The 25164-nt window shown below is 37.7% G+C and carries 23 protein-coding genes; 2 read left to right on the top strand and 21 right to left on the bottom strand.

Annotated elements, in window-relative coordinates; genetic code table 11:
• Positions 1–24: 24 nt before the first annotated feature.
• From EUBELI_RS04560 to rsxC, 12 genes are all read right to left on the bottom strand, one after another.
• Positions 25–2418, bottom strand: a complete 2394-nt coding sequence (locus tag EUBELI_RS04560) for a U32 family peptidase (protein ID WP_165437536.1) — start codon at positions 2416–2418, stop codon at positions 25–27.
• A gap of 85 nt (positions 2419–2503) precedes the next feature.
• Positions 2504–2911: a cell division protein ZapA gene (locus EUBELI_RS04555; RefSeq protein ID WP_012739181.1), complete on the bottom strand. Its 408-nt coding sequence runs from the start codon at positions 2909–2911 to the stop codon at positions 2504–2506.
• 96 nt (positions 2912–3007) lie between these two features.
• On the bottom strand, positions 3008–4009 hold the full coding sequence (gene ruvB / locus EUBELI_RS04550) for a Holliday junction branch migration DNA helicase RuvB (RefSeq protein ID WP_041688073.1): 1002 nt from the start codon (positions 4007–4009) through the stop codon (positions 3008–3010).
• Between the two features lie 32 nt (positions 4010–4041).
• Positions 4042–4665, bottom strand: coding sequence for a Holliday junction branch migration protein RuvA (gene ruvA, locus EUBELI_RS04545; RefSeq protein ID WP_012739179.1), 624 nt, complete (start codon positions 4663–4665; stop codon positions 4042–4044).
• Positions 4662–5963 carry an ATP-binding protein gene (locus EUBELI_RS04540; protein WP_012739178.1) on the bottom strand — a complete coding sequence of 434 codons (1302 nt, stop codon included), beginning with the start codon at positions 5961–5963 and terminating at the stop codon, positions 4662–4664. The genes ruvA and EUBELI_RS04540 overlap by 4 nt, the downstream gene beginning before the upstream one ends.
• 2 nt (positions 5964–5965) lie before the next feature.
• A complete protein-coding gene (locus EUBELI_RS04535) occupies positions 5966–8782 on the bottom strand; it encodes a YfhO family protein (protein WP_012739177.1) in 2817 nt (938 codons plus the stop codon).
• An 89-nt stretch (positions 8783–8871) separates the two neighbouring features.
• Positions 8872–9663 carry an RnfABCDGE type electron transport complex subunit B gene (locus tag EUBELI_RS04530; protein WP_012739176.1) on the bottom strand — a complete coding sequence of 264 codons (792 nt, stop codon included), beginning with the start codon at positions 9661–9663 and terminating at the stop codon, positions 8872–8874.
• Between the two features lie 15 nt (positions 9664–9678).
• Positions 9679–10290, bottom strand: a complete 612-nt coding sequence (locus EUBELI_RS04525; protein ID WP_012739175.1) for an electron transport complex protein RnfA — start codon at positions 10288–10290, stop codon at positions 9679–9681.
• Between the two features lie 11 nt (positions 10291–10301).
• Positions 10302–10985 carry an electron transport complex subunit RsxE gene (rsxE, locus tag EUBELI_RS04520; protein WP_022098520.1) on the bottom strand — a complete coding sequence of 228 codons (684 nt, stop codon included), beginning with the start codon at positions 10983–10985 and terminating at the stop codon, positions 10302–10304.
• Between the two features lie 13 nt (positions 10986–10998).
• Positions 10999–11613: an RnfABCDGE type electron transport complex subunit G gene (locus EUBELI_RS04515; protein ID WP_012739173.1), complete on the bottom strand. Its 615-nt coding sequence runs from the start codon at positions 11611–11613 to the stop codon at positions 10999–11001.
• A gap of 1 nt (position 11614) precedes the next feature.
• Positions 11615–12595 carry an RnfABCDGE type electron transport complex subunit D gene (locus EUBELI_RS04510; RefSeq protein ID WP_022098519.1) on the bottom strand — a complete coding sequence of 327 codons (981 nt, stop codon included), beginning with the start codon at positions 12593–12595 and terminating at the stop codon, positions 11615–11617.
• Between the two features lie 17 nt (positions 12596–12612).
• The gene (rsxC, locus tag EUBELI_RS04505; protein WP_012739171.1) at positions 12613–13932 is read right to left on the bottom strand and encodes an electron transport complex subunit RsxC; all 1320 of its coding nucleotides are present in this window, start codon (positions 13930–13932) and stop codon (positions 12613–12615) included.
• Positions 13933–14091: 159 nt separating this feature from the next.
• Here rsxC and EUBELI_RS04500 point away from each other — a divergent pair, with 159 nt between their 5' ends.
• Complete coding sequence (locus tag EUBELI_RS04500) at positions 14092–15204, top strand: ribonuclease H-like domain-containing protein (RefSeq protein ID WP_012739170.1); 1113 nt, start codon at positions 14092–14094, stop codon at positions 15202–15204.
• Positions 15205–15250: 46 nt separating this feature from the next.
• On the opposite strand, the gene EUBELI_RS04495 is transcribed toward EUBELI_RS04500, so the two are convergent.
• Complete coding sequence (locus EUBELI_RS04495) at positions 15251–16033, bottom strand: CheR family methyltransferase (RefSeq protein ID WP_012739169.1); 783 nt, start codon at positions 16031–16033, stop codon at positions 15251–15253.
• A 111-nt stretch (positions 16034–16144) separates the two neighbouring features.
• Here EUBELI_RS04495 and EUBELI_RS04490 point away from each other — a divergent pair, with 111 nt between their 5' ends.
• Positions 16145–16900, top strand: a complete 756-nt coding sequence (locus EUBELI_RS04490; protein WP_012739168.1) for a YlmH/Sll1252 family protein — start codon at positions 16145–16147, stop codon at positions 16898–16900.
• Positions 16901–16939: 39 nt separating this feature from the next.
• On the opposite strand, the gene rpsA is transcribed toward EUBELI_RS04490, so the two are convergent.
• The 8 genes from rpsA to EUBELI_RS04450 form a co-directional block, all read right to left on the bottom strand.
• Complete coding sequence (rpsA, locus tag EUBELI_RS04485) at positions 16940–18031, bottom strand: 30S ribosomal protein S1 (RefSeq protein WP_022098514.1); 1092 nt, start codon at positions 18029–18031, stop codon at positions 16940–16942.
• Positions 17997–18803 (bottom strand): 4-hydroxy-3-methylbut-2-enyl diphosphate reductase, encoded by an 807-nt coding sequence (gene ispH, locus EUBELI_RS04480; protein ID WP_049777977.1) that lies wholly within the window; start codon positions 18801–18803, stop codon positions 17997–17999. The genes rpsA and ispH overlap by 35 nt, the downstream gene beginning before the upstream one ends.
• A 57-nt stretch (positions 18804–18860) precedes the next feature.
• Entirely contained in the window at positions 18861–19532 is a 672-nt protein-coding gene (cmk, locus tag EUBELI_RS04475; RefSeq protein ID WP_012739165.1) for a (d)CMP kinase, read from the bottom strand.
• 22 nt (positions 19533–19554) lie between these two features.
• Complete coding sequence (locus tag EUBELI_RS04470; RefSeq protein ID WP_012739164.1) at positions 19555–20793, bottom strand: BaiN/RdsA family NAD(P)/FAD-dependent oxidoreductase; 1239 nt, start codon at positions 20791–20793, stop codon at positions 19555–19557.
• A gap of 12 nt (positions 20794–20805) precedes the next feature.
• A complete protein-coding gene (locus EUBELI_RS04465; RefSeq protein WP_012739163.1) occupies positions 20806–21756 on the bottom strand; it encodes a MurR/RpiR family transcriptional regulator in 951 nt (316 codons plus the stop codon).
• A complete protein-coding gene (locus tag EUBELI_RS04460; protein WP_012739162.1) occupies positions 21749–22369 on the bottom strand; it encodes a hypothetical protein in 621 nt (206 codons plus the stop codon). The genes EUBELI_RS04465 and EUBELI_RS04460 overlap by 8 nt, the downstream gene beginning before the upstream one ends.
• 188 nt (positions 22370–22557) lie before the next feature.
• Positions 22558–23976, bottom strand: a complete 1419-nt coding sequence (locus EUBELI_RS04455) for an oxaloacetate decarboxylase subunit alpha (protein ID WP_012739161.1) — start codon at positions 23974–23976, stop codon at positions 22558–22560.
• Between the two features lie 12 nt (positions 23977–23988).
• The gene (locus EUBELI_RS04450; protein WP_012739160.1) at positions 23989–25140 is read right to left on the bottom strand and encodes a sodium ion-translocating decarboxylase subunit beta; all 1152 of its coding nucleotides are present in this window, start codon (positions 25138–25140) and stop codon (positions 23989–23991) included.
• Positions 25141–25164: the final 24 nt, after the last annotated feature.

The following is a 25164-nucleotide window of genomic DNA, read 5'->3' as shown; positions in this document are numbered from 1 at the left end:
CTCCTTTATTCAAGTCACTTAATCTTAGTCGATTGCCTGATGAAAATGCCCTGTAGTACCACCACACACTCCATCAGTCATAACTAATTGTATATCATCTGCTGCTCTTTCGTCAAATTCATAACGAATCACACAATTCATGGATTCTTCGGGATTTTCTTTTGTAAGATTGAGTTTTTCTCCATTCATTACAGAATAGCAGAATTCACACATGCTTTCCACTGTATAACTGCTGCCCTTTGGTCCAGTAATATTAATGCTGCCCCAGCTTCCGTCACATCTTCCGTAAGTTCTTCTCACACACTGTTCAGATACCATAAGAGGCACATCCCCATATACAACAAGTTCCGTGTCACTTCCAATTACAGGCTTCATCTCCTTATCTGTAAGTTCAAGTGGCAGTGTCATTCTGTCAAGAATAACCCCGGCATTACTGCACAGCCTTCTTAATTCATCTTTTGCAAATGTATTAAATATATATATGCTGCTGTCTGTAATAATATGCACCTTGTCAGATAATTTCTTCCAATTGTCACTTCCAAGAAAACCAATCTGCTCAATATTACGGCATACAAACCTGTCTATGCCACAGTCAGAAGCCTTCTCACACAAGCACTTAAACTTATCATATTTTTCTGCCTTAAGAATATGTGGAAGGAACATATATACATATATTTCATGTGACTGACAGTGCTTTACAGCCTCTTTTAATGAATTCTCATCATTCATATAAAACATCTTATAATCAAGATAAATGCTTTCAACACCTGAAACAGATGCTGCTTCCTTTACCTGCTTTATATCATGAAGGTATGCAGCTTTTCTTACCTGATAATTATTATCATCAGCTTCTTTCTTGTCGTCAGTCTCTGCACATTCAGGCTTATTATAAGTTCTAACAAGACCGTGTTTTAAATGTGTTTCAAGCTGTTCAAGTACATTTCTTCTTAATTCCTTAATCCAGCCGACAGGCACAAACATACCATCATCAAGCTGCACTTCTGCATCTTCCACCACAAAACATGTATCACCGGTTTTTTTAAGATTCTTAACAAGCTCCTCCTCTGAGGCCGGACGATTCTGTGCTTCGGTAACTATCTCTCCTGTACATGTCTTTTCAATTCCATCATACATTACTGTAAGTGAAATATTTTCATTCTTTCTTACAATAAGCTTCATATCTACATGAAGCTTAGGTGTTGTTCCGACATAATTATCTGCTACATATGCCTTAATCTTAGCATTATTCATTCTGTTGACAATTCTTCCCTCATACAGCGGGTATTTCTTAGGAAGATTGACAACGAATGTCTGTCCTGCTGCCACATCAGCACCGCTCTCAAAGGAATGTTCCTTATCAATCTCAAAGACATCACCTTTGTTTACATTCTTTAATGCTTTAAATGTAATTCTTCCTGCCTTGTTAGATACTACCTTAAGGCACTCCGTTCCCATATGGTTTGGACGTCCAAGTGACATCATCTTCTTTCCCTTGACACTGTCATAATAGCCTGATGTAAATGCACCTCTGTTATATATATCTGAAAGGTCATCAATATCCTGCTTATCTACCCTGAAGCCTTTTCGCCCCTTTTCAAGATACATATCAACATATTTGCGGTAAATATGTGTTACCATAGCCGCATATGTTACATTCTTCATACGTCCTTCTATCTTAAGTGAATATACACCACTTTCAATAACATCCGGAAGTATCTGTAATGCACACATATCCTTAGGACTTAATGCGTAACTGTTGTTTCTGTTATTAATCTTTTCGCCGTTATCATACACATCATAAGGCATCCTGCACGGCTGGGCACACCTTCCCCTGTTACCGCTTCTTCCTCCGTTAAAGCTTGAAAGCAGGCATTGTCCCGAATAACAGTAACATAATGCTCCATGCACAAAGCTTTCTATCTCCACATCTAATCTCTCATGAAGCTGCTTTATTTCCTGCAGATTCATCTCTCTTGAAGTGACTATTCTTGTTGCACCAAGTTCCTTTAAAAGCCTGCTGCCATACACTCCGGTCTGTGTCATCTGTGTGCTTGCATGTATATCCATATCAGGAAAATGTTTTCTTATAAGGTTAAACACACCCATATCCTGTACAATCACTGCATCAAGACCTGCCTCATAGAACGGTATAAGATATTCTATAAGACTGTTCTCTATCTCTCTTGACTTAAGAAGAGTATTAACTGTCAGATAAACCTTTCTACCGAATAAATGTGCATATTCAATAGCACAGATAAGCTCTTCATCATTAAAATTATTGGCAAATGCCCTTGCTCCAAACATATTGCCTCCCAGGTATATGGCATCTGCCCCTGCCGCCACAACAGCTTTCATAATATCAAGTGAACCTGCTGGTGCTAAAACTTCCACCTGTGTTTTTCTCTTATCAACATTCATAGTTGTAACCGCCTTTAAATTAAATGGCTGCTGCAAATGCATTTGCAACAGCCTTTATTATTAATATCAGATAATCTTATGTAAATCACTTCTTAGAATCATTCAGTTCTGTCTCTAACTTGACAATATTCTTCTGATACTTGTTAATCTCACTCTTTAATTCCTTAATCTCTTTTGCTGAACTTTCTGCCTTAATCTGTGCTGCAATAAGCTCATGCTTAAGGTCGTATATTTCCTTATCCTTGTTCTCAATATCTAATGAAAGACTGTCTGCCATCTTCTTAGCCTTGAAGTAATCATCTGCAATATTAAGATACATCATATCAGTTCTGAGCTCTGCTGACATTCGTCTGTAACTCTCTTCTTTATTAAATTCAGTTATCTTGTTATTAATGTATGATGCAACTCTCTGAAGATACTCCTCGCTTTCATATCCACCAAGCTTGATTACCTTACCTCCAAGAATTACTTCTGCTGTATTCTTTGATGACATAAGTCCCCTCCATATATGTAGAAATAAACATATTAAGTATATAATAAATACACTTACTATTCAACTCATAAAACGCATTCTTTAGAATATTTTATGTTATTTTTGTTTAAATGGCCTGCCAAGATTATCATAAGCTGCTTTAGTTGCAACTCTTCCTCTTGGAGTTCTGTTAATATACCCGTTCTGTATAAGATATGGCTCATAAACATCTTCAAGAGTTCCTGAATCCTCGCCTATTGAAGCTGCCAGTGTCTCAATACCGACAGGTCCGCCATCAAACTTATCAACTATTGTAGTAAGTATAACACGATCGTTACGGTCCAATCCATCTCTGTCAACATCTAACAGATTAAGTGCATAATCAGCAACATCCTTATTGATATGTCCGTTATATTTAACCTGTGCAAAATCTCGCACTCTCTTTAAAAGTCTGTTGGCAAGTCTCGGTGTTCCCCTTGACCTTCTTGCAAGCTCATGTGCTCCGTCTGAGTCAATATCAACATTAAGCACATTGGCTGAACGGATAATGATTTTCTCAAGCTCCGGAACTGTATAGAATTCCATATGGCTTACAACACCGAATCTGTCTCTTAAGGGTGCTGATAAAAGTCCCGCTCTTGTTGTTGCCCCTATCAGAGTGAACTGTGGCAGTTCAAGTCTTATAGACCTTGCTGTTGCACCCTTTCCGATCATAATATCAATCTTATAGTCCTCCATTGCAGGATACAGCACTTCTTCTACCTGTCTGTTAAGTCTGTGAATCTCATCAACAAATAGAATATCACCCTCACTTAAGTTGTTAAGTATAGCTGCCATATCTCCCGGCTTCTCGATTGCAGGACCGGATGTAACCTTGATATTAACCCCCATTTCATTAGCAATAATTCCTGCCAGAGTTGTCTTTCCAAGTCCCGGAGGTCCATAGAAAAGTACATGGTCAAGTGCCTCTCCTCTTTCCTTTGCTGCCTCAATATATACTTTAAGATTACTCTTAACCTTATTCTGTCCAACATAGTCATCGAGAGATAATGGTCTTAAGGAATTCTCAATACCATAATCTTCTTCAGTTATCTGTGTTGATATAATCCTCTTTTCCATATAGCCCCTCATTTCTTAAATACTATTCTGTTCTAGAATTTAACCAGCTTCTTTAACGCTTCCTTAAGAACCGTCTCAGAATCCTTATTCTCTATATCTTCCACTTCCTTGACAGCAACAAGTGCATCTTTGCTTGAATATCCAAGTGATACAAGTGCCTCAACAGCGTCATTTCTTATCATCATGACATTACTTACATTACTGTTATTGTCTGCCTTTTTATTCTTAGAAAGTGCTGATTCAAATACTTCATCAAGCTTTAACTTATCTTTAAGCTCAATTATAATCTTCTGTGCTGTTTTAGGTCCGATACCAGGAAGTGCCTTGATTGCTGCCACATCATCAGCAAGAACTGCAAATCTTAAATCATCTGCTGTGATATTAGATAATGCACCAAGCGCTGCCTTAGGGCCAATACCATTGACGCAGATAAGCATTTTAAACATGCTTAAATCATCTCTTGTAAGGAATCCGAACAGACTGCATTCATCTTCCTTGACATTCATATATGTATATATCTTAACCTCACTGCCAACTGATGGAAGCTCACCAGGAACTGAACCCGGAACATATATATTATATCCGATTCCATTGGCTTCCACAACGATTACATCTGGCAGGATTTCGGCCAGCTCACCTTTAATGTATGAAATCATTCTCTACCCCCAAGACAGTAATTGATAAACTGCTGTGCTGTTCTTCCTGATATTCCACCATGTGAAAGTTCCCACTTGTTAGCCTCTGCCATAAGCTCTTCATCTGTCATCTTAACATTGTTCTTCCTTGCAAGGCCAATAACAATATCAAAGAATTCTTTCTGTGATGGCTTAGAGTAGCTTATCTGGCATCCAAATCTGTTCACTAATGAAAGCTTCTCTTCAATAGTATCAGATCTGTGAAGACCGTTATTGCTCTCTAAATCATTTCTGTCATTCCATGTTTCTTTGATAAGATGTCTTCTGTTAGATGTTGCATAGATAAGAATATTATCAGGCTTAGTCTCAACACCGCCTTCAATTACAGCCTTTAAGAACTTGTATTCAATCTCGAATTCCTCAAAAGATAAATCATCCATATATATTATAAACTTGTAATTTCTGTTCTTAATGCTTGCTATAACATTAGATAAATCCTTGAACTGATGTTTGTATATCTCTATCATTCTAAGACCCTGGTCATAATATTCATTGACAATAGCCTTGATAGAAGTTGACTTACCTGTTCCGCTATCACCGAAAAGAAGTGCATTATTGGCTTTTCTTCCCTGAACAAAGGCTTCTGTATTCTCCACAAGCTTCTTCTTCTGGATTTCATAACCTATAAGGTCATCTAACATAACCTTATCCATATTGTTAATTGGTGTAAATGTAACGCCATTATCACCACCTATTACCCTGAATGCCTTATTAAGTCCGAACATTCCTACACCATATGCTTTATAGAAATCAGTAACATAATTAAAGAACTCATTCTCATCCTTTGCTGTCTCAAGCTTAAGGCTTAAAGCCTGTACCTTCTCACTTACATTCTTATTGTACATAAGCTCTTTCTTAACAATTGCCTTGTAATCAGATATAAGTGAAAAACAGTTAATTCCAAGTGCAGCCTCAATAGGTCTGAAATCATAATTAAACAGATTCATAAACACCTTGAAGTCGTTCTTAGCAAATTCATTAACGCTTCCATCATTAGCACCTACCTTTTCACATGTAAGGCTGAATGGATTCTCGTTAGTTATAAGATAGAATGTAAGATAATTATGCCATAAATTCTTATCAAAGCCATAATCTGTGGCAACCTCCAATATTCTCTTAATCTGCTCATATATATCGCTTATAAGCTTGTCAGGAGTCTCCTCATCCCTGTCAAATTTTTTGAAAATATCGGACATTTTCATAAGAATAGTGTCCTCATGATTACCATATATAATAAGCTTCGCAACTTCTCTGTACATTATTATTTCCTCTTCTTTCTATTATTAATTACAAGCTGCATGGCAAAGATGGCCACACCTGCAAGTGACATAAGCGCTCCCTCTTTAAGAAGCGGCGTAGAATACTTAAGTGTTACATTATGCGTTCCACTCGTAAGATATACAGCCATATACTGGCCATTAGCATTATATAGCTTTTGTCTTTCTCCGTCTACATATACCTTCCATCCCTTTGAATAAGGGATTGTAAGACACAGATATTTATTACGGTCAAGTGTTATCTGTCCTGTAACCTTATTATTTCCAAGCTCTACATCTGTTAATACATTTTCTTTAAGTGCATTAATCTCGTCAGTGTAACTGTCCATCGGCTGGCATACAATCTGTATATCATCATAAGAATACACACCAATCTTCTGGAAAGTCACTGTAACTGATGTCACATTTTCTTCCGAATAACCCATATTCACACTGAAATCATGCTGGTTACTATAATAGCTGTAATCAGATGTAAAGTAATTCATTGACTTGGTTACTCCTGTATCAGTCGTAATCCCAAGCTTAACACTGCTTGTAGACTGTGTCCAGTATATGAAATTCTTAAATATCTTCTTCTTTTCATTATGTGAAAGCTCTTTCCAGTCTGCCTTAGAGTATAAGTCTAATGGATCAAACTTCCTCTTTCCAAAATACAGCTGGAACTGTGCCGCTCCTTCATAGTCAAGACCATTAATATTAAAGTAAGTCTCGCCTGCACCACTGCCTGTAAAGTTAAATGTTACCCTGGCACCTGCCTTAGTTACTGCAAATGTATTGTCAGTACACTGTACCTCTTTAGCATCATAATCCATTGTATAATCTTTAATCTGGCTGTCATAACTTAAATCTTTAACAGATACCCTGTTAGGAAGCGCCTCCCTGGTATCTTTCCCACTTCTGCCAATAACAACAGCCTGAAGCATAGCCTTCTGCTTATCTACTGCACTTAAGCCTTCCCATTCCCTCTTATTAACAGCTTTGTCATAGGTAAAGCCTAATGGAAGTGCATTGTCGTTATTATACATTACATAATCATCATTTTCTGATTCATAAGTAAATCCATATGGAACAAGTCCGCCGGTCTTACTCACCAGATACTTTGAGGCAGATGATAAAGCTATAAGAGACGACCTGTCATCATAACCTGTGTATTTGTGCGGAAGCAGCGTATCAAGTCTGATTGCACAATCATATCTGAACTTCGATACATACGGATTAGTAAGTGTCCAGTACAGATTAGAGGACGATATTCCAGTAATGCAATTCATATTGTATGAAAGTCCCGAGCCTGAATATCTGATAAAATCTGTATCTTCAGCATCTTTACTTATAAGCTCCTTCTCGCTTCCAAACACATCTTCCTGTGCCATTTTAACGCTTATGCACTGTGCCGCATAATTTTCCCCAAATGAAGCATTTTTCCATATGCCATTAGCTAATGCCGCCACCATAACCGCTACTGTCACCATCATGCATCTGTTATATTCATTAACATTCTTTATGCTAAGTCCAATTAGCAATATTGCTCCGATTGCAACTGCACTTATAAGCTTGCCATTTCTTGAATACTTTACGCACATACATACCACAAAATATATTGTAAGTGCAATTCCAATAAAGCGGATTTCTTTTCTTTCCAGTTTTATAAGACGCGGCATCATGCACACAAGTATATATGCACATAATAATGCAAATGAATATATCCACCTGTTACACATATATGAAAATCCGTTCATTGCCTGTCCGAAGAACGGTATACATATCATCACAGCACTTATAATAAAATAAGTCTTAAGCATTGTGTACTTACGTCTGCTCTTAAACATTAAAAGCACTGCAAGTAACACCGGCACTGCAAATCCCATGCATGTCCAGAAGTTATCACCCTCAACGATAAAAAGTCCCGGAAGCTTTGCATAGTATGAAAAAGGATATACCAGTCCCATTTTATTAGGTGTATTAAATCTGCTGTCACTTAAGAAAACGTGAAGCACAGGGAGAAACACTATTGCCGCCATACACAGTCCTGTAACCGATGAAACTGCAAGTCTTAATATTCCTTTGCCCCACATTTTTACATTCTTTCCATAACAGAATATGAATCTTACAATAACATATATAATTGTTGTGAACACAAGCATGTAGAAGAAATAAAAATTACTCATTGCAGCAACAGCTACTGTTATTGTAAAGAGCCACATTTTCTTCTCTCTGATTATCTTCTCAACGCCTAATACAAGCAGAGGATAATACAGAAGCGGGTTAAGAAAAAACGGATGTCTTACTGCATTATATATTGCCCAGTAGCAGAATGCATAAGCTACTGCTCCTGGAAGGACATATCTTTTCTTATGTCCTATATAAAAACACAGCAGTGAAAATGCTATACCTGACAGATATATTCTTAAAAGAATCATTGCTTCATAGAATATATACATGTACTTTGCAGGAAACAGGAAACAGAAGAATGTAAATGGGTCGCCTATAACATAATAGTGAAATGTTCCTATAACATCACTTCCCTCACCTATTGCAAAATCCCACTGTGGTATTACAAACTGACGATTGATAAATATATTTTTAAAGAAATCCCTTAAATACTGTGAATAATATATGAGTGACTTATAATGCTGTTCCCAGCCATCAACCTCCCATATGAATGTCTTTCCAGTGAAAAAATAAAAAGAAAACACACCTATAGCAAGGATTGCAAAAATAACTGAATAAGCCAGAAAATATGTTGATTTTCTGGAATCAAGTCTTTTATAAAAATCTTGTAACTTCGATTTCATCTCTGCCATAGGTGTATCTTCTCTTTTCTTAAACTAGGAAACTGCCATAAGCATAAGCCTACGGCAGTTTCTTATTATAACTTATTGTGATTAAATTATCAATGAAGATGTATTATCTTCTTAGGGCACTTCTCAGCACACTTTCCACAACCTGTACACTTTGAATAATCAATATGTGCAATATTGTTTTCTACTGTAATAGCACCGAACTCACACTGCTTTGTACATAACATACATCCAATACATCCAACAGAGCATGCTGACATAACATCTTTACCCTTATCGTTAGATGAACAGTTAACTGTATAGTTACTCTTGTATGGTATGATTTCAATAAGGTGTCTTGGACATACAGCAACACATTTACCACATGCTTTACATTTGCCCTTATCTACTACAGCAATACCATTAACAATATGAATTGCATCAAAAGGACATGCCTTAACACATGAACCATATCCCATACATCCATATGTACATGCCTTAGAACCGCCGTTAGGAACGACGTTCATTGCTGTACAATCCATTGCACCTGAGTACACATAATTTTCTTTTGCTTTGTCGCAGTCACCAGCACATTTAACAAATGCTGTCATTCTTACTGATTCTCCAACTTCCTCACCCATGATTGCACCAATCTTTGCTGCAACCGGTGCGCCACCAACTGGACATGCGTTAGCTGGAGCTTCTCCTGCGGCAATTGCCTTAGCAAGTGCATCACATCCTGCATATCCACAACCACCACAGTTGTTTCCAGGAAGCTCTGCTCTTACATCTATCTCTTTCTGATCTACTTCAACATAGAACTTCTTACCCATTACTCCGAGGAAAAGTCCGAGAAGAAGACCAGTGCAGCTTACAACAACTGCAGCAATAATTATACCTGACATCTTGTCGTCCTCCTCTTAAATAATACCTGAAAATCCAAAGAATGCGATAGCCATAAGTCCTGCAGTAAGTAATACAATAGGCATTCCCTTAAAGCTTTCCGGAACATCATTGAATTCGTTTCTTTCACGTATACCAGCCATGATTATGATTGCTATTGTAAAACCAACAGCTGTTCCTAATCCACTGACTACAGAATCTAAAAGCTTCTGACCAATATTAAGTCCTGCTGCTGTGTTATAGTTCTGTACGTTAGTAAGTGCAATACCAAGTACTGCACAGTTAGTTGTAATAAGTGGAAGGTATACACCAAGTGCTTCATAAAGAGATGGTGATGTCTTCTTTAAAAACATTTCAACAAACTGAACAAGTGCCGCAATTACAAGGATGAATACAATTGTATTCAGATATGTAAGCTTAAGCGGTGTAAGTATACAGTCATATATAAGACTGCAGACAGCTGATGAAATAGTGATAACGCCGATAACAGCGCCACCCATTCCTGCTGCTGTGTTTATCTTCTTAGAAACTCCAAGGAAAGGACACAAACCGAGGAACTGGCTTAAAACTACATTATTGACAATTGCTGTACTTACAGCTATCAATAATAACTGTGAAAAATATCCCATATTTACCTCCCTTAGTTATTCTTAGCCTCAGCCTTAGCTTCTTCTATCTCTTCTGTGTAGTCAGGAACTTCTGCAGGCTTCATGCCTTTCTTTCTCTTAATTCTGTTCATAATAGCAATCATGAATGCAAGAACAAAGAACGCTCCTGGTGCAAGGATAAAGATACTTGCTGGTGTGTAACCGATTGTTGAGAGATCAAATAATGCGTTAGTACCATCTGAGAAAATTGTACCGCCACCGATAAGCTCTCTTATTGCTCCAAGGATTGTGATAGCAATTGTGAATCCAAGTCCCATACCTATTCCATCAAAGAATGAAGGAATTGGAGGATTCTTAGAAGCATAGGCTTCCGCACGTCCAAGGATAATACAGTTAACAACTATAAGAGGAATATATATTCCAAGTGAGTCGTACAGACTTGGCAGGAAGCCCTGCATAAGGAACTGTACCATTGTAACAAATGATGCAACGACAACGATGAACGCTGGCATTCTTACACCATCTGGAATAGCCTTACGAAGTAATGAAATCATAAGGTTTGATAATGCAAGTACTACTGTAGAAGAAAGTCCCATACCTATACCATTGATTGCTGATGTAGTAACCGCAAGTGTAGGACACATACCAAGTGTAAGTACCAGGGTAGGATTCTCTTTAATAATACCATTATAAAGTCTTTCTATACATTTATTCAAAGTCCGCACCTCCCTAGTTTCCTGCCACAAGCTTGTAAACTGCAAGCGCATAATTTACACCCTTTGTGACTGATTTAGAAGTAATTGTAGAACCACCGATTGCATCAACATTAGCATTGCTTTCTGATGCTGAACCATCTGTTACTACTGAAAATGATGCAACTGCATCAGACTTAGCTGTAAACTGTGATGTAAATGATGGATCCTGTTTAGCTCTCATACCAAGACCAGCAGTTTCGCTGATTGAAAGGAATGATACTCCAAGTACCTTTCCATCTGTTGAAATACCAACTGTAAACTTGATATCTCCGCCGTAACCATCACTATCTGTAACTGTTACAACATAACCTGCTGTCTCGCTGCCTTTCTTTCCTATAGCAACTTCATTGACCTTATCCTTAGAGAAGTCAATGTCTGATGAAGCATTAATATCATCATCAGAAGGAAGGGCATCTATTGTCTCAAAGCTGTCTGCTTCTGCAAGAACTGCTTTGTAAGCCTTTTCCTTAGCATTCTCATTAGCCTTTGCAATAGGATCAAGTGTTATCTGATATACAACACCAAGAAGAATTCCGGCTACAAGTGTTATAGCAAATAAAACTAATGCATCTTTAACTATTTTCTTCATCTTATGCAGCCTCCTTTGCTTTCTTCTCTGGCTTCTTCTTACCAAATGACTTAGGAACTGTTACTCTCTCAATAAGAGGAACTAAGAGGTTACAGAAGATAATTGCATATGAAACGCCTTCTGCTGAACCACCATACATTCTGAAAATGAATGTAAGAAGACCTAAGCAGCAGCCAAATACAATTTTACCATTAGGTGTAATTGGTGAAGTTACATAATCTGTCGCCATGAAGATGGCACCAAGTAAAAGTCCACCACCACATACTTCCTCAAGCATGTAGATTACATCGAAATGATGTCCTGGTGCAAAAAGGAATATAAGCACTGCAAATACACCTACATATGTTACAGGTATTCTCCAGTTAATAACCTTTCTTGCAAGGAGGTAGATACCACCTAAAAGAAGGCAGATTGCTGAAGTCTCACCGATAACACCACCTGTTGTACCAATAAACATCTTAGCTAATGAAACAACGCCTGTTGATTCTGCACCAGGCTTAAGGAGCGCAAGAGGTGTTGCTCCTGAATATGCGTCTAAAAATCCGTTAGATGTAACGAAATTAGTCATCGGACCTGTATATGCAATAAGAAGGAAACATCTTGCTGCAAGAGCAGGGTTCATGAAGTTCTGTCCAAGTCCTCCAAAAAGCTGCTTAACTACGATAATTGCAAATACACATCCTACGATTTCAAAACCAACATTTAATGTTGATGGAATATTTAATGCAATAAGAAGACCTGTTACTGCTGCACTTAAATCTGTAACAGTAACTTTCTTATGCATGAAATACTGATATAATGCCTCACATGCTACACAAGTAACAATACCGATTACTATACGAAGCAGTGCATCGAGGCCAAAATTAACTATACCAAATATGCTGGCAGGAGTTAAAGCAATAAGAACATCTCTCATTATTGTCTGAGTAGTATTCCCGCTTCGCACATGAGGATTAGTCGATACGTTAAAAATCTCACTCACTTTGATTGCCCACCTTTCTACTTCTTTCTTCTGTTAGCAAGTACTGTACTTCTCATAGCCTTAATCTGCTGTGTTAATGGTCTCTTGGCTGGACAGACATATGAACAGCTTCCGCACATTACACATTCCATACCATCGAACTTAGTAAAGCCTTCTTCATCATTACGTGATGCAAAACCGGCAAGCTTTGCTGGAAGAAGGTGTTCCGGACATGCCTCACCACATTTACCACATCTTATACATGCAGAAGATGTGGTCTTAGATACGATATCCTTCTGGAATACAAGAAGTGATGAACTTCCCTTAACAACAGGTACGTCAAGACTGTACATGGCAAATCCCATCATAGGACCACCGGAAATATATTTCTCAGGTTCTCCTACAGGACCACCGGCAGCGTCAAGAAGCTGTCTGTAATTAGTTCCTAACCATACATAGAAGTTGCCAGGCTCTTTAACTCCGTCGCCTGTTACAGTACATATTCTCTTAGTAAGAGGCTTACCTTCTATAACTGAAAGATAGATTGAGAATATTGTATCAACATTATGTACGATACAGCCTGCATCAGCTGGAAGCATACTTGAATTAATAGCTCTTCCTGTTGTTGCATATATAAGACTACGCTCTCCTCCCTGTGGATACTTAGTCTTTAATGGCTTAACTTCAATATCAGGCTCAGAAGCTGTAGCTTCCTGCATGATTCTTATTGCCTCAGGCTTATTATCTTCAATACCGATAATTCCCTTAGCATGGTCAAATATCTTAAGAGCAATCTTAAGACCCATAACAACCTTGTCTGATTCTTCTAATAATCTTCTGTAATCAGATGTAAGGTAAGGCTCACACTCTGCTCCATTAACGATAATGTAATCTATGGCTTCAGGATTCTTTGGAGAGAGCTTAACATTAGTTGGGAAACCAGCTCCTCCCATACCTACAACACCAGCAGCCTTGATTCTTTCTAAGATAACGTCCTTAGTAAGATCCTCGAACTTCATAGGTGTATATTCAACTTCTTTGAATTCGCCATCATTCTCGATAATGATAGAATTGCACTTACCGCCTGTAGCCAATGTTCTTGGCTCAATAGCTTTAACAGTACCTGATACAGATGAATGAATGTTCGCAGAAACAAATCCACCTGCCTCGGCTATCAGCTGGCCTGCAAGGACATAGTCGCCCTTGGCAACAACTGGCTTAGCAGGTGCGCCGATGTGCTGTGAAAGCGGGAACACCATCTCTCCTACGGCTGGAAAGAGTTCTTTGATTGGTTTATCCTTAGAAAACTCTTTACCGTCATAAGGATGACATCCACCTTTAAATGTACACTTTCCCATGACATATTTCTCCTTATAAAGTTTTTATTAAATAGTATTTTATCTCAATAAATAGCAAAAATCTACTTTTTTTTGTGTATATATTCCTATATAATAAGAGAAAATGAGTACTTTTTTAACAATCGGTTTGTCTAATCAAACCTAAAACGAGGATTTTTTATGATAACTATTAATGATACCCTGCACACAAACGCAGACACCGCAATGCTTAAAGCAATATGTCCGGATACTGACAGCATCTGCTTTTTTGATATAGAAACCACAGGATTTTCAAGAAATTATAATATAGTATACCTCATAGGCGCTGTATATTTCCGTAACGGAATATCGCATTATTTACAGTGGCTTGCAGAATCCGATTCCGATGAAGCTTATATTTTATCCGCATTTAATGATTTTCTAAAAGATTTTCATACATTAATACATTTTAATGGGGATGCCTTCGATATTCCCTTTATTACTGAGCGTGCAGCACATCTTAATGTTGCACTTGACCTTTCACATCTTGAAAGCCTTGACTTATATAAAACTGCCAGAAAATGTAAATCTATTCTGTCACTTTCTGACTATAAGCAGAAAACTATTGAACATTTTCTTGGAATAGAACGTGAAGATATGTATTCAGGCGGTGAACTTATTGATATATACAGGAAATTTGCAGCAAAACCTTCTGATACAGCACATAACGAATACAGGAAACTTCTCCTTCTTCACAACCATGACGATATAGAAGGAATGCTAAGCCTGCTTCCACTTGTTTCCTATTATGCAATAATTATGAATTCTTACACTGTTGACAATACTGTCATTGATAAAGATACTGATTCCGATGGAAATGTGAGCCTTCGGCTGATTGCTGAATGTTCTCTGCCCGTAGGCGTACCCGTGGACAGACATATATGTATTGACAATATACATATTCTGATTAAGAACCGTACATTAACTCTTGTAATCCCGATTATATCAGATACTTTGAAATATTTTTTTAAAGACTATAAGAATTATTTTTATCTGACATCAGAAGACGAAGCCATTCACAAAAGCATTGCACAATATGTAGACAGTAATAACCGTGTTAAATGCTCTGCTTCTAACTGTTACACCAAAAAGACGGGCATCTTTCTTCCGCTCTATGATAATTGTGATTTAAACATATTTAAAAAAGATTATTCTGCCCCGGAAAGATACTGCAACGCAGATGATATACTGTTAAAAAGCACTGATAACACAGAAAAATATATACATTCCGTTATAAATCATATATTTTCATAATTAAAAATGCGTAACCAGACTGATATTATTCCGGTTACGCATTTTATTAATTAGTCTTTCTGTAGAAGAAAAGATGGTCATAGCTGTATCCCATATCCCTATAACCGATTATCTGTTCAGTATTACCTACAAACAGACACCCATCAGTAACTAAAGATTTATTAAACTTCTCATATACATCTTTCTTGGCTTCTTCTGTAAAATATATAAGAACATTCCTGCACACAATAAGATGACAGCCTGTTGGATATGGATCCTTTAGAAGATTACTCTTCTTAAACTCAACACATCTTTTTATATCATCAGATATTTTATAAAACCTGTCGCCCATCTTTTCAAAGTACTTATCCTGAAATTCCTTAGGAAGTCCCTTTATGCTGTTTTCACCATATACACCATCTTTAGCCTTCTCAAGAACCTGTTCATCAAGATCTGTCGCAATAATCTTAATATCCCTCATAGGTACTTTCTTTGCAAGCACCATAGCAAGTGAATATGGTTCATCACCAGTAGAACATGCCGCACTCCATACCTTAAGTCTTGGACCGAACTTACTTATCAGATCCGGCAGTATAACATCCTCCAGTGTCTTCCACAGATTCGGATTTCTATAAAATTCAGATACATTAATCGTAATATAATTAACAAATTCTTCTCTTAACCCTGTATCTTCCTTTATTGCCTTACAATAACTATCATAACCATCATACTTATATCTTGCAATAAGTGTATCTATACGCCTCTTCATCTGTTTTTCCTTATATGCATTAAGGTCAATAGTTGTAAGACTCAGGATAAATTTCTTAAAATCCTCATAATCTTTAATCATAATCCCTCTTTTCTACATCGTTCCACGAAACAAATGTAATGTAAATTATTCTTAATTCTGTTATAATTCTATCATATTTTCAAAAAACCTGAAAGGATTATTTATAAACTAATGGATAATGAATCACTTTTAAAAAATAAAATAATGGACGCAGCAAATCGTTCCTTCCGCCAGAATATATATACTTATACCAATTTCCTGGATATCAACGAGCAGTCAGTATTCGCACAGATGAAAAACCCACTTAATTTCGTAGCTTTTAAAACATACGGTGGCAATGATGCATGTGAAAGACAGATGATACAGTTTGGTTCTTTCGAAACTCTTGGCTATGAAGAAGAATTTCCTATAACTCTTATAAAGATATCTCCTCTTATAGAAAAATATGCTGAATCACTGTCACACAGAGATTACCTTGGTGCTCTTATGAATCTTGGAATTAAAAGAGAAATGCTTGGAGACATAAATATAAAAGGCAAGGACGCCTATCTTTACTGTGTTTCACATATTGCTGATTTCATAATTGACAACCTGTCTACAGTAAAGCATACACATATCCAGTGTACAAAGACTGATATTAACGATATCGAATGTTCACCTGAGCTTGAAGATATTGAAGTTTTATCTGCAAGTGAACGGATTGACGCTGCCGTTGCCAGCCTCACAAAGCTAAGCCGAAGTCAGGCAGTAGAATTATTCAGGGCAAGAAAAATATTCATTAACAGCCGTCAGATGGAAAACAACAGCTATCAGTTAAAAGCTAATGATATACTTGTTATCCGCGGAACAGGCAAATTCATCTATCAGGGGTGCGGTAGAGAAACCAAAAAAGGCCGTGTTTATCTTTCATTTAAAAAATATGTTTAAAAAAAGGGCTGTGAGAACAGCCCTTATAATATCTTTTTATTACTCTTCTGTTGCTGGAGCTTCTTCCTGAGCTTCGTTGTCGTTAAGTAATGCCTTAATGCTTAAGCTGATCTTCTTATCAGCTTCGTTAAGGTCAACAACCTTAGCTTCAATTTCCTGACCGATTGAAAGTGCGTCAGATGGCTTTTCAATACGATCTCTTGAAATCTGTGAAACATGAAGTAATGCATCGATACCATCTTCTAACTGGACAAATGCACCGAAATCTGTCATTCTTGCAACTGTTCCCTTAACAACATTACCTACAGCATACTTCTCTGCTGCGTTATTCCATGGATTAAGGTCTGGATACTTAACTGAAAGTGCAATCTTATCTCCGTTAATCTCTTTGATAAAGCACTTAACTGAATCACCAATCTTGTAAACCTTCTTAGGATTCTCTGTTCTTCCCCAAGACATCTCTGAGATGTGAAGAAGACCATCTACACCGCCTAAGTCAATGAATGCACCGAAATCTGTAACATTCTTAACTGTTCCTTCGATTGTATCGCCTTCCTTAATCTTAGAAAGAACTGCCTCTGCTGCTGCCTTCTTAGCTGCAACAATAAGCTGCTTGCAATCACCGATAATCTTTCTGTTCTTAGGATCATATTCAGTGATGACAAATGTAACTTCCTTACCGTTATATACAGATAAATCCTTAACAAATGTATCTGAAATAAGGCTTGCAGGAATAAATACTCTTGCTTCATCAACGATAACCTCAAGACCACCCTTGATGTTCTTAGCTACACCTGTAATTGGCTCCTGATTATTAAATGCATCTTCAAGTTTCTTATTGCCATTATCTGCAACAAGCTTTCTATATGTAAGAGCAACCTGTCCCTCACCATCGTTTGATTTAAGAACCTTAGCCTTCATCTCATCTCCAACTGAGACTACAGTAGTAAGATCCACATCAGGAGCTGATGTATACTCTGAACGAGTAATGATTCCATCAGATTTGCCACCTATATTAAGTACAATTCTATCTGGCTTAACTGCAATAACTCTTCCGTCTACCACCTCTCCTGTACGGATTTCCTTCCATTCTTCGTTATCTAACATCTGTGCAAAGCTTTCTTCTGACATTAGTATAAACCTCCTCAATGATATTGTTTGGGGTTGATGCCCCGGCTGTAATACCTATGCAGTCTGATGATTCGAGCTTATCAAGCTCAAGGCCGCTAAGAGTCTGAATGTAAAAGGTTTCCTGACATTCCGTCTTGCAAATTTCATACAGTTTACGAGTGTTTGAACTACTGCTGTCCCCTATAACAATCATAGCATCAGCTCTTCGAGCAATCCGTCTTGCCTCGTTCTGACGCTCCTCAGTTGCATTACATATCGTATTACTAATGCAAATATTGTACTCTTTTTTCTTTATAATTTCAACTAAATCTTGAAATTTCTTGTAATTAAATGTCGTCTGGGATACCACACGCACATTTTTACTCTTGTCAAGTTTCAACTTTTCAGCTTTTTCAACTGTATCAACAACATGTACAGGTGTCTCTGACCACCCCATAATGCCTTCAACTTCAGGATGCTTCTCATTGCCAATAATTACAATCTGGTCACCTTCAGCACTTGCATCCTTTACAATCTTGTGAATCTTTAATACAAACGGACATGTTGCATCCACAATCTTTGCCCCGCTGTTCTTTATTGATTCATATACTGCCTTTGATACTCCATGAGATCTGATTATAACAGTTGACTTTTCAGGTTCTGGAATCTCAGATATATCATTAACAGCCTTTACACCCTTGCTCTCAAGTTCATTGACAACCTCAGTATTATGAATTATCGGACCATAAGTATATACATTTTTCTTGTCTGCCTCAGCATACACAGTATCCATTGCCCTCTGAACACCAAAACAGAAGCCTGCTGACTTTGCAAGTATTACTTCTTTCAATTATCTGCCCGCCTTCTTTTCATCTATTATCTTACTTAAAGCAGCTACAACCTGTTCTATATTCATATCTGATGTATCAACAAGCACAGCATCATCTGCCTGTTTTAAAGGAGATATTGCTCTGTGCATATCTTCATAGTCTCTTTTTTCAATATCTTCCTTGATAGCATCAAAACTACAGTTTTCACCTTTTTCCTTAAGTTCATCATATCTTCTCTTAGCTCTCGCATCAGAACTTGCAGTAAGATATATCTTTGCAAATGCATCTGGGAGTACTATTGTTCCTATATCTCTTCCATCCATGATAACATCTGTTTTCTTTGCAAGTCCTCTCTGAAGTGCAACCAGCTTAGTCCTTACTGCTGCATACTTAGATGTCTTTGATGCCATCTTTCCTGTCTCTTCTGTTCTTAAAAGTGATGTCACATTCTCACCATTAAGTATCACCTGCTGTACGCCGTCTTTGTACTCAATACTAATATCAATATTATCTACAGCACCATTAATTGCATTCTCATCATCTGGATTAATGTCGTTCTGTGAAAAATATACAGCCATTGCCCTGTACATTGCACCTGTATCAACATACACATATCCTAACTGCTTTGCTAAAAGCTTTGCTATTGTACTTTTTCCTGCTCCTGCAGGTCCATCAATTGCTATTGCACTCATTTTCTCTGCTCCTTTAAATAAATTATTGTATATGACTTGCAGCAGCGTATGCTGTTGACCATGCTACCTGTAAATTAAATCCTCCGGTCACTGCATCAACATCTATAACCTCTCCTGCAAAATATATATTCTTGACAAGCTTTGATTCCATTGTCGAAGGATTAATCTCTTTAACATTAACCCCACCCTGTGTAATTATCGCTTCATTAAAGCCTCTCGTAGAAGTTACTGTCATGTCAAAATTCTTAAGAAGCTTCACAAGTCTCTGTCTTTCTTCCCTTGTAACCTCATTAACCTTCTTTTCAGGCTTAATTCCCGACTGCATTACAATCACAGGAATAAGCTTCTTAGGAAGCAGCTCATCTAATGAATTCTTAAACGCCTTGTTCTGTTCCTTTGAGAAATCCCTTAATATTCTCTCATCAAGCTGTTCATCAGTAATTGCAGGCTTTAAGTCTATGCTTAATCTTACAGGTCTTTCCTTAACTATCCCCGTAATAACGCTGCTTGCGCTTAATATTACAGGACCGCTCACACCAAAATGTGTAAAAAGCATTTCTCCAAAATCAGTAAATACTTTCTTATCTCCATCGTAAAATGTAACCTCTATATTCTTAAGGCTTAGTCCCATAAGAAGTTCTTCCCACTCTTCTCTTACATTAAGAGGTACAAGTGCCGGAAGTATTGGTGTAACGCTGTGTCCAATACTTTTTGCAAATCTGTAGCCATCCCCTGTAGAGCCTGTGGATGAATATGAATTACCGCCTGTTGCAATAACGCACGCATCACCTTTAATCTCCTTCTGTCCTGATGCATCTTTTACAACAACACCTGCAAATTCGCCATTTTCCTCATTCACAGCTACAACCTGTGTATTAAGAAGCACATTTACACCAAGTTTTTTCATCTGCCTTGAAAGTGCACCTATAACATCAGACGAATGGTCTGACTCCGGGAATACCCTGTTACCTCGCTCAATCTTGAATTTAAGTCCCAGCTCATCAAAAAATCCCATACAGTCATAGTTAGAAAACCCTCTTAAACTGCTGTACATGAACTTTTTATTGGTAACTATGCTGTTAAATATATCTTCTTCATCCCCGGCATTGGTAAAATTACATCTGCCTTTTCCTGTAATAAAAAGCTTCTTTCCAAGCTTTTCATTCTTTTCAATAAGTGTAACCTTATTATTGTTTCTGGCAGCAGTTATCGCAGCCATCATTCCTGCTGCACCACCGCCAATTATTATAACATTGCTCATTATCACTCTCTCTTACTTTTCTTCATCAATAGCTGCATTATCCATGCATTTTTTCAATTCATTAACAACATTCTCATCTAACATATTAATCTCGTCATTGCCTGAATACTCAAAATTATCAACAAATGCGTTTATTTTCTCAATATTTTCTACTACCTGTTCACTATTCTTAAGACATATTGATACTATTAAAGCATTAATAAGGCTCATTGGTGCAACAAGTGAATCAACTATTGATGCCATATCACTTCTTGCAAACAGGTTACATGATGAATACATATTCATTGGTGAGTGTACTGAATCTGTTATTGATATAACTCTTGCCTGTCTGTTATTAGCAAATTCCATTGCTTTAAGCGTTCTCATTGAATATCTGGGAAAGCTGATACCTATTGCAACATCGCCTTCACCTATGTACATCATCTGTTCAAACAATTCGTTAGTATTGCCAGTCTTTACTACCTGTACATTTTTCTTGACCATCCTAAGATAATACCCAAAGAATTCTGCGAGTGGTTCGCACGATCTTGCTCCAATTATATACACACTTTCTGCAGCCATTATATCCTCAACAGCCATATCAAAAGATGTTGTATCAAATGACTTTAATGTATGCTCTATCTTTCTTGCATCCATTGACATAACATTATTCACGACCATATTGGTTGTCATATGTGAATTAAGCACATCAATTCTGTCGAACGAGTGAATTTTTTCTTGCAAAATGTCTTCTAACGCTTTCTGGAACTCCGGATACCCGGAAAATCCCAATGCAGCCGGAAATCTCACCGCCGTAGACTCACTTACTCCAACAACTTCTCCCAGCTTTGCCGCAGTAAGGAATGCACATTTTTCATAATTAGCCAGAATATACTCTGCTATTCTTTTATGTCCCTTGCTAAGTCCTGACATTCTCACTCTTATGAGACTTAATACATCTGTATGTTGTTCTAAATCATTCATTATCTATAAAAAGCTCTTCAAAATATGGCAGTTCTTTTACCCAGTCACAGAAGGTATGCCACTCTGCAAGCTTATGACCCTTTCTAGAATAATATATTCCAACAAGATTCTCGTAATTGAGAGTACATGTTCTCATCTGGTTATAACTTTCAGGGAGAAGCTGTATCATACTGTACCATAATACTTTGTCCTTAGTCTCTATAAACTGTGTTCTGATTTCTTCCAGGAAATCAATATTCTTCTGCATCATTTCAAGTGTGGCATCAGTCATATGGTCTGTACTGAAATCAGACATCTCAAAAGGCTTGCTGTGAATCTTGTGCATTGTACTTGTTGAATTGGCAACTGTACCAACCTTATATGTATCGTATTCCTTCCACCAGTATAGTGGTGCTGTTATATCAACCGTAACAAATATCTGTCTTATGAACTTTCTGTGGTCTGAGCCTGCCTTACATAATCTCTTGGCAAGGTCAAGATCATTAGGACCAAAAACAAATTTTCCTTCCTCATCAAAGTAACTGTCCATTCTTGCCCAGCTGTTCAATGGATTTCTTGCACCTCTGATGGCATTATTCATATTCATGACTTCAAATCGTTCTAACTTAATCACAATCGTGCTCCTTTTGCTTAATTATACTGTTTAATTTTACATGCAAAATGAATTTATATCAAGAGAAACATTCTGGATTGCAGGCTTGCTGCCTGCTTTTTTTGCAGGTCAAGTCTCTACGCAGCTTCGCTGCAAAAAAAGACCGCCACATACGCTTTTGCGCACATGACGGTCTATTATATTAATTATTAGACTGGATAAGCCTTATTAGCTGTATCTGCCTTTGTAGGATCAACCTTTGTCTGCTGAGCTTCTCTATACTTGAAGAACTCTGTCGCAACCTGTGGGAATAATGCATATGAAAGCACATCCTCATCCTGCTGCTTGTACTGCTGTACAATTGGATCATTCTTGAATTTCTCAAGCTGTGGTTCAATCAAGTCAGCTGGACGGCATGTAATAGGCTTTGTATCACCGATAGCCTTCTTCTGAACTTCTGGATTGAATGGCTTGATTGTCTGACCAAATTCACCAGCAAGAACCTTCTTAGATTCCTTAGTAATCATCTTGTATCTCTCACCCTGTAATACATTAAGAACAGCCTGAGTACCAACAATCTGTGATGAAGGAGTAACAAGAGGTGGTTCACCATAATCTTTACGAACTCTTGGGATTTCCTCTAATACATCTCTGTACTTGTCCTCTGCACCAGCTTCCTTAAGCTGTGATACAAGGTTAGAAAGCATTCCACCTGGAACCTGATAAAGTAATGTCTTAATATTAACTCCAAGAACCTTAGTATTCATAAGTCCGCTCTTTAATGCTTCCTCACGCATTGGCTGGAAGTAATCAGCTATCTCAGCAAGAAGATTCTGGTCAAGTCCTGTATCATACTGTGTACCCTTAAATGTCTCTACCATAACCTCTGTAGCTGGCTGTGATGTTCCCATTGAGAATGGTGACATAGCTGTATCAATAATATCAGCACCTGCTTCTACTGCTTTTAAGTATGTCATTGAAGCTACACCAGATGTATAATGTGTATGCATCTGAATAGGAAGAGATGAACCATCCTTTAATGCCTGTACAAGCTCTGTAGCCTTGTATGGAAGCAAAAGTCCAGCCATATCCTTGATGCAGATAGAATCTGCACCCATGTCTTCAATTCTCTTAGCTGTCTCTTTCCAGTAATCAAGTGTATAAGCATCACCTAATGTATAAGAAAGAGCAATCTGAGCATGTCCTTTTTCCTTCTTGGCAGCCTTAACAGCTGTCTCTAAGTTTCTTAAATCATTAAAGCAATCGAAAATACGGATAATATCAATACCGTTAGCAATTGACTTCTGAACAAAGTACTCAACTACATCATCTGCGTAATGATTGTAACCTAATATATTCTGTCCTCTGAAAAGCATCTGAAGCTTAGTATTCTTGAATCCATCTCTAAGCTTACGAAGTCTTTCCCATGGATCTTCCTTAAGGAATCTGAGTGAAGCATCAAATGTAGCTCCTCCCCAGCACTCTACTGAATGATAACCAACCTTATCCATCTTATCTACGATAGGAAGCATCTGCTCTGTTGTCATTCTTGTAGCTATAAGAGACTGATGTGCATCACGCAATACTGTCTCAGTAATCTTTAAAGGTTTTTTAACCTGTTCTGCCATAATATCCTCCTTTTACATAACGCCAAACATGGCCATAAATGTACCGGCTGCAACCGCTGTACCAATAACACCGGCAACGTTAGGTCCCATAGCATGCATCAGAAGGAAGTTAGAAGGATCTGCCTCAGAACCAACCTTCTGCGAAACTCTGGCTGCCATAGGAACCGCAGATACACCTGCTGAACCAATAAGCGGATTAACCTTACCATGTGTAACAAGACACATAATCTTACCAAATAACACACCTGCTGCAGTACCAAATGCGAATGCAATAAGTCCTAATGCAACAATCTTTAATGTATCAAGGTTAAGAAATGCTTCTGCACTTGTTGTAGCACCAACTGATGTTCCAAGGATAATAACAACTATGTACATAAGTGCATTAGAAGCTGTCTCTGCAAGCTGCTTAACAACTCCACTTTCCTTGAAAAGGTTACCTAACATGAGCATACCAACAAGTGGTGCTGTTGTAGGAAGAATAAGTACTACTACTACAGTAACTACTATAGGGAAAAGAATCTTCTCAAGCTTAGAAACAGGTCTTAACTGTTCCATCTTAACTTCTCTTTCCTTCTTAGTTGTTAAAAGCTTCATAATTGGTGGCTGGATAATAGGAACCAGTGACATATATGAATATGCTGCTACTGCAATAGGTCCCATATATTTAGTCTGACCAAGCTTACCTGCAAGGAATATTGAAGTAGGACCATCTGCACCACCAATAATTGATATAGCTGCTGCTGCCTTATCTGGGAATCCCATAAGAATAGCCATAAGATATGCTGCAAAGATACCAAACTGTGCTGCTGCACCAAGCAGGAAACTTGCCGGGTTAGCAATCAATGGACCAAAATCAGTCATGGCACCAACACCTAAGAAAATAAGTGATGGTAAAATACTCCATTCATCAAGTAAATAGAAATAATGTAACAAACCACCTACACCGTTACTTGAATCCTCTATTGCTAACATAATGTCAGGATAAAGGTTTACAAGAAGCATACCAAAAGAAATAGGTACTAAGAGCAGAGGTTCATATCCTTTTTTAATTGCAAGATAAAGGAAAACAAACGCAACCAGAACCATAAGGTAATTACCCCATGTAAGTCCGAAGAATGCACTCTGGTGAACGAGGTTTCCTAAAGTTGTTATAATATAACTCATCTTATACCTCCGTAAGTCACTTTA

Origin of the sequence: [Eubacterium] eligens ATCC 27750 (assembly GCF_000146185.1) — a bacterium.
Lineage (GTDB): Bacteria > Bacillota > Clostridia > Lachnospirales > Lachnospiraceae > Lachnospira > Lachnospira eligens.
Note: the sequence above shows the minus strand (reverse complement) of the source record. Positions and strands in the feature narration are given on the sequence as shown.

Coding starts and splice junctions, on each gene's coding strand:
- EUBELI_RS04560 (WP_165437536.1), bottom strand. CDS start 2,418: ATGAATGTTGATAAGAGAAAAACACAGGTGGAAGTTTTAGCACCAGCA.
- EUBELI_RS04555 (WP_012739181.1), bottom strand. CDS start 2,911: ATGTCATCAAAGAATACAGCAGAAGTAATTCTTGGAGGTAAGGTAATC.
- ruvB (WP_041688073.1), bottom strand. CDS start 4,009: ATGGAAAAGAGGATTATATCAACACAGATAACTGAAGAAGATTATGGT.
- ruvA (WP_012739179.1), bottom strand. CDS start 4,665: ATGATTTCATACATTAAAGGTGAGCTGGCCGAAATCCTGCCAGATGTA.
- EUBELI_RS04540 (WP_012739178.1), bottom strand. CDS start 5,963: ATGTACAGAGAAGTTGCGAAGCTTATTATATATGGTAATCATGAGGAC.
- EUBELI_RS04535 (WP_012739177.1), bottom strand. CDS start 8,782: ATGGCAGAGATGAAATCGAAGTTACAAGATTTTTATAAAAGACTTGAT.
- EUBELI_RS04530 (WP_012739176.1), bottom strand. CDS start 9,663: ATGTCAGGTATAATTATTGCTGCAGTTGTTGTAAGCTGCACTGGTCTT.
- EUBELI_RS04525 (WP_012739175.1), bottom strand. CDS start 10,290: ATGGGATATTTTTCACAGTTATTATTGATAGCTGTAAGTACAGCAATT.
- EUBELI_RS04515 (WP_012739173.1), bottom strand. CDS start 11,613: ATGAAGAAAATAGTTAAAGATGCATTAGTTTTATTTGCTATAACACTT.
- rsxC (WP_012739171.1), bottom strand. CDS start 13,932: ATGGGAAAGTGTACATTTAAAGGTGGATGTCATCCTTATGACGGTAAA.
- EUBELI_RS04500 (WP_012739170.1), top strand. CDS start 14,092: ATGATAACTATTAATGATACCCTGCACACAAACGCAGACACCGCAATG.
- EUBELI_RS04495 (WP_012739169.1), bottom strand. CDS start 16,033: ATGATTAAAGATTATGAGGATTTTAAGAAATTTATCCTGAGTCTTACA.
- EUBELI_RS04490 (WP_012739168.1), top strand. CDS start 16,145: ATGGATAATGAATCACTTTTAAAAAATAAAATAATGGACGCAGCAAAT.
- rpsA (WP_022098514.1), bottom strand. CDS start 18,031: ATGTCAGAAGAAAGCTTTGCACAGATGTTAGATAACGAAGAATGGAAG.
- ispH (WP_049777977.1), bottom strand. CDS start 18,803: ATGGATACTGTGTATGCTGAGGCAGACAAGAAAAATGTATATACTTAT.
- cmk (WP_012739165.1), bottom strand. CDS start 19,532: ATGAGTGCAATAGCAATTGATGGACCTGCAGGAGCAGGAAAAAGTACA.
- EUBELI_RS04470 (WP_012739164.1), bottom strand. CDS start 20,793: ATGAGCAATGTTATAATAATTGGCGGTGGTGCAGCAGGAATGATGGCT.
- EUBELI_RS04465 (WP_012739163.1), bottom strand. CDS start 21,756: ATGAATGATTTAGAACAACATACAGATGTATTAAGTCTCATAAGAGTG.
- EUBELI_RS04455 (WP_012739161.1), bottom strand. CDS start 23,976: ATGGCAGAACAGGTTAAAAAACCTTTAAAGATTACTGAGACAGTATTG.
- EUBELI_RS04450 (WP_012739160.1), bottom strand. CDS start 25,140: ATGAGTTATATTATAACAACTTTAGGAAACCTCGTTCACCAGAGTGCA.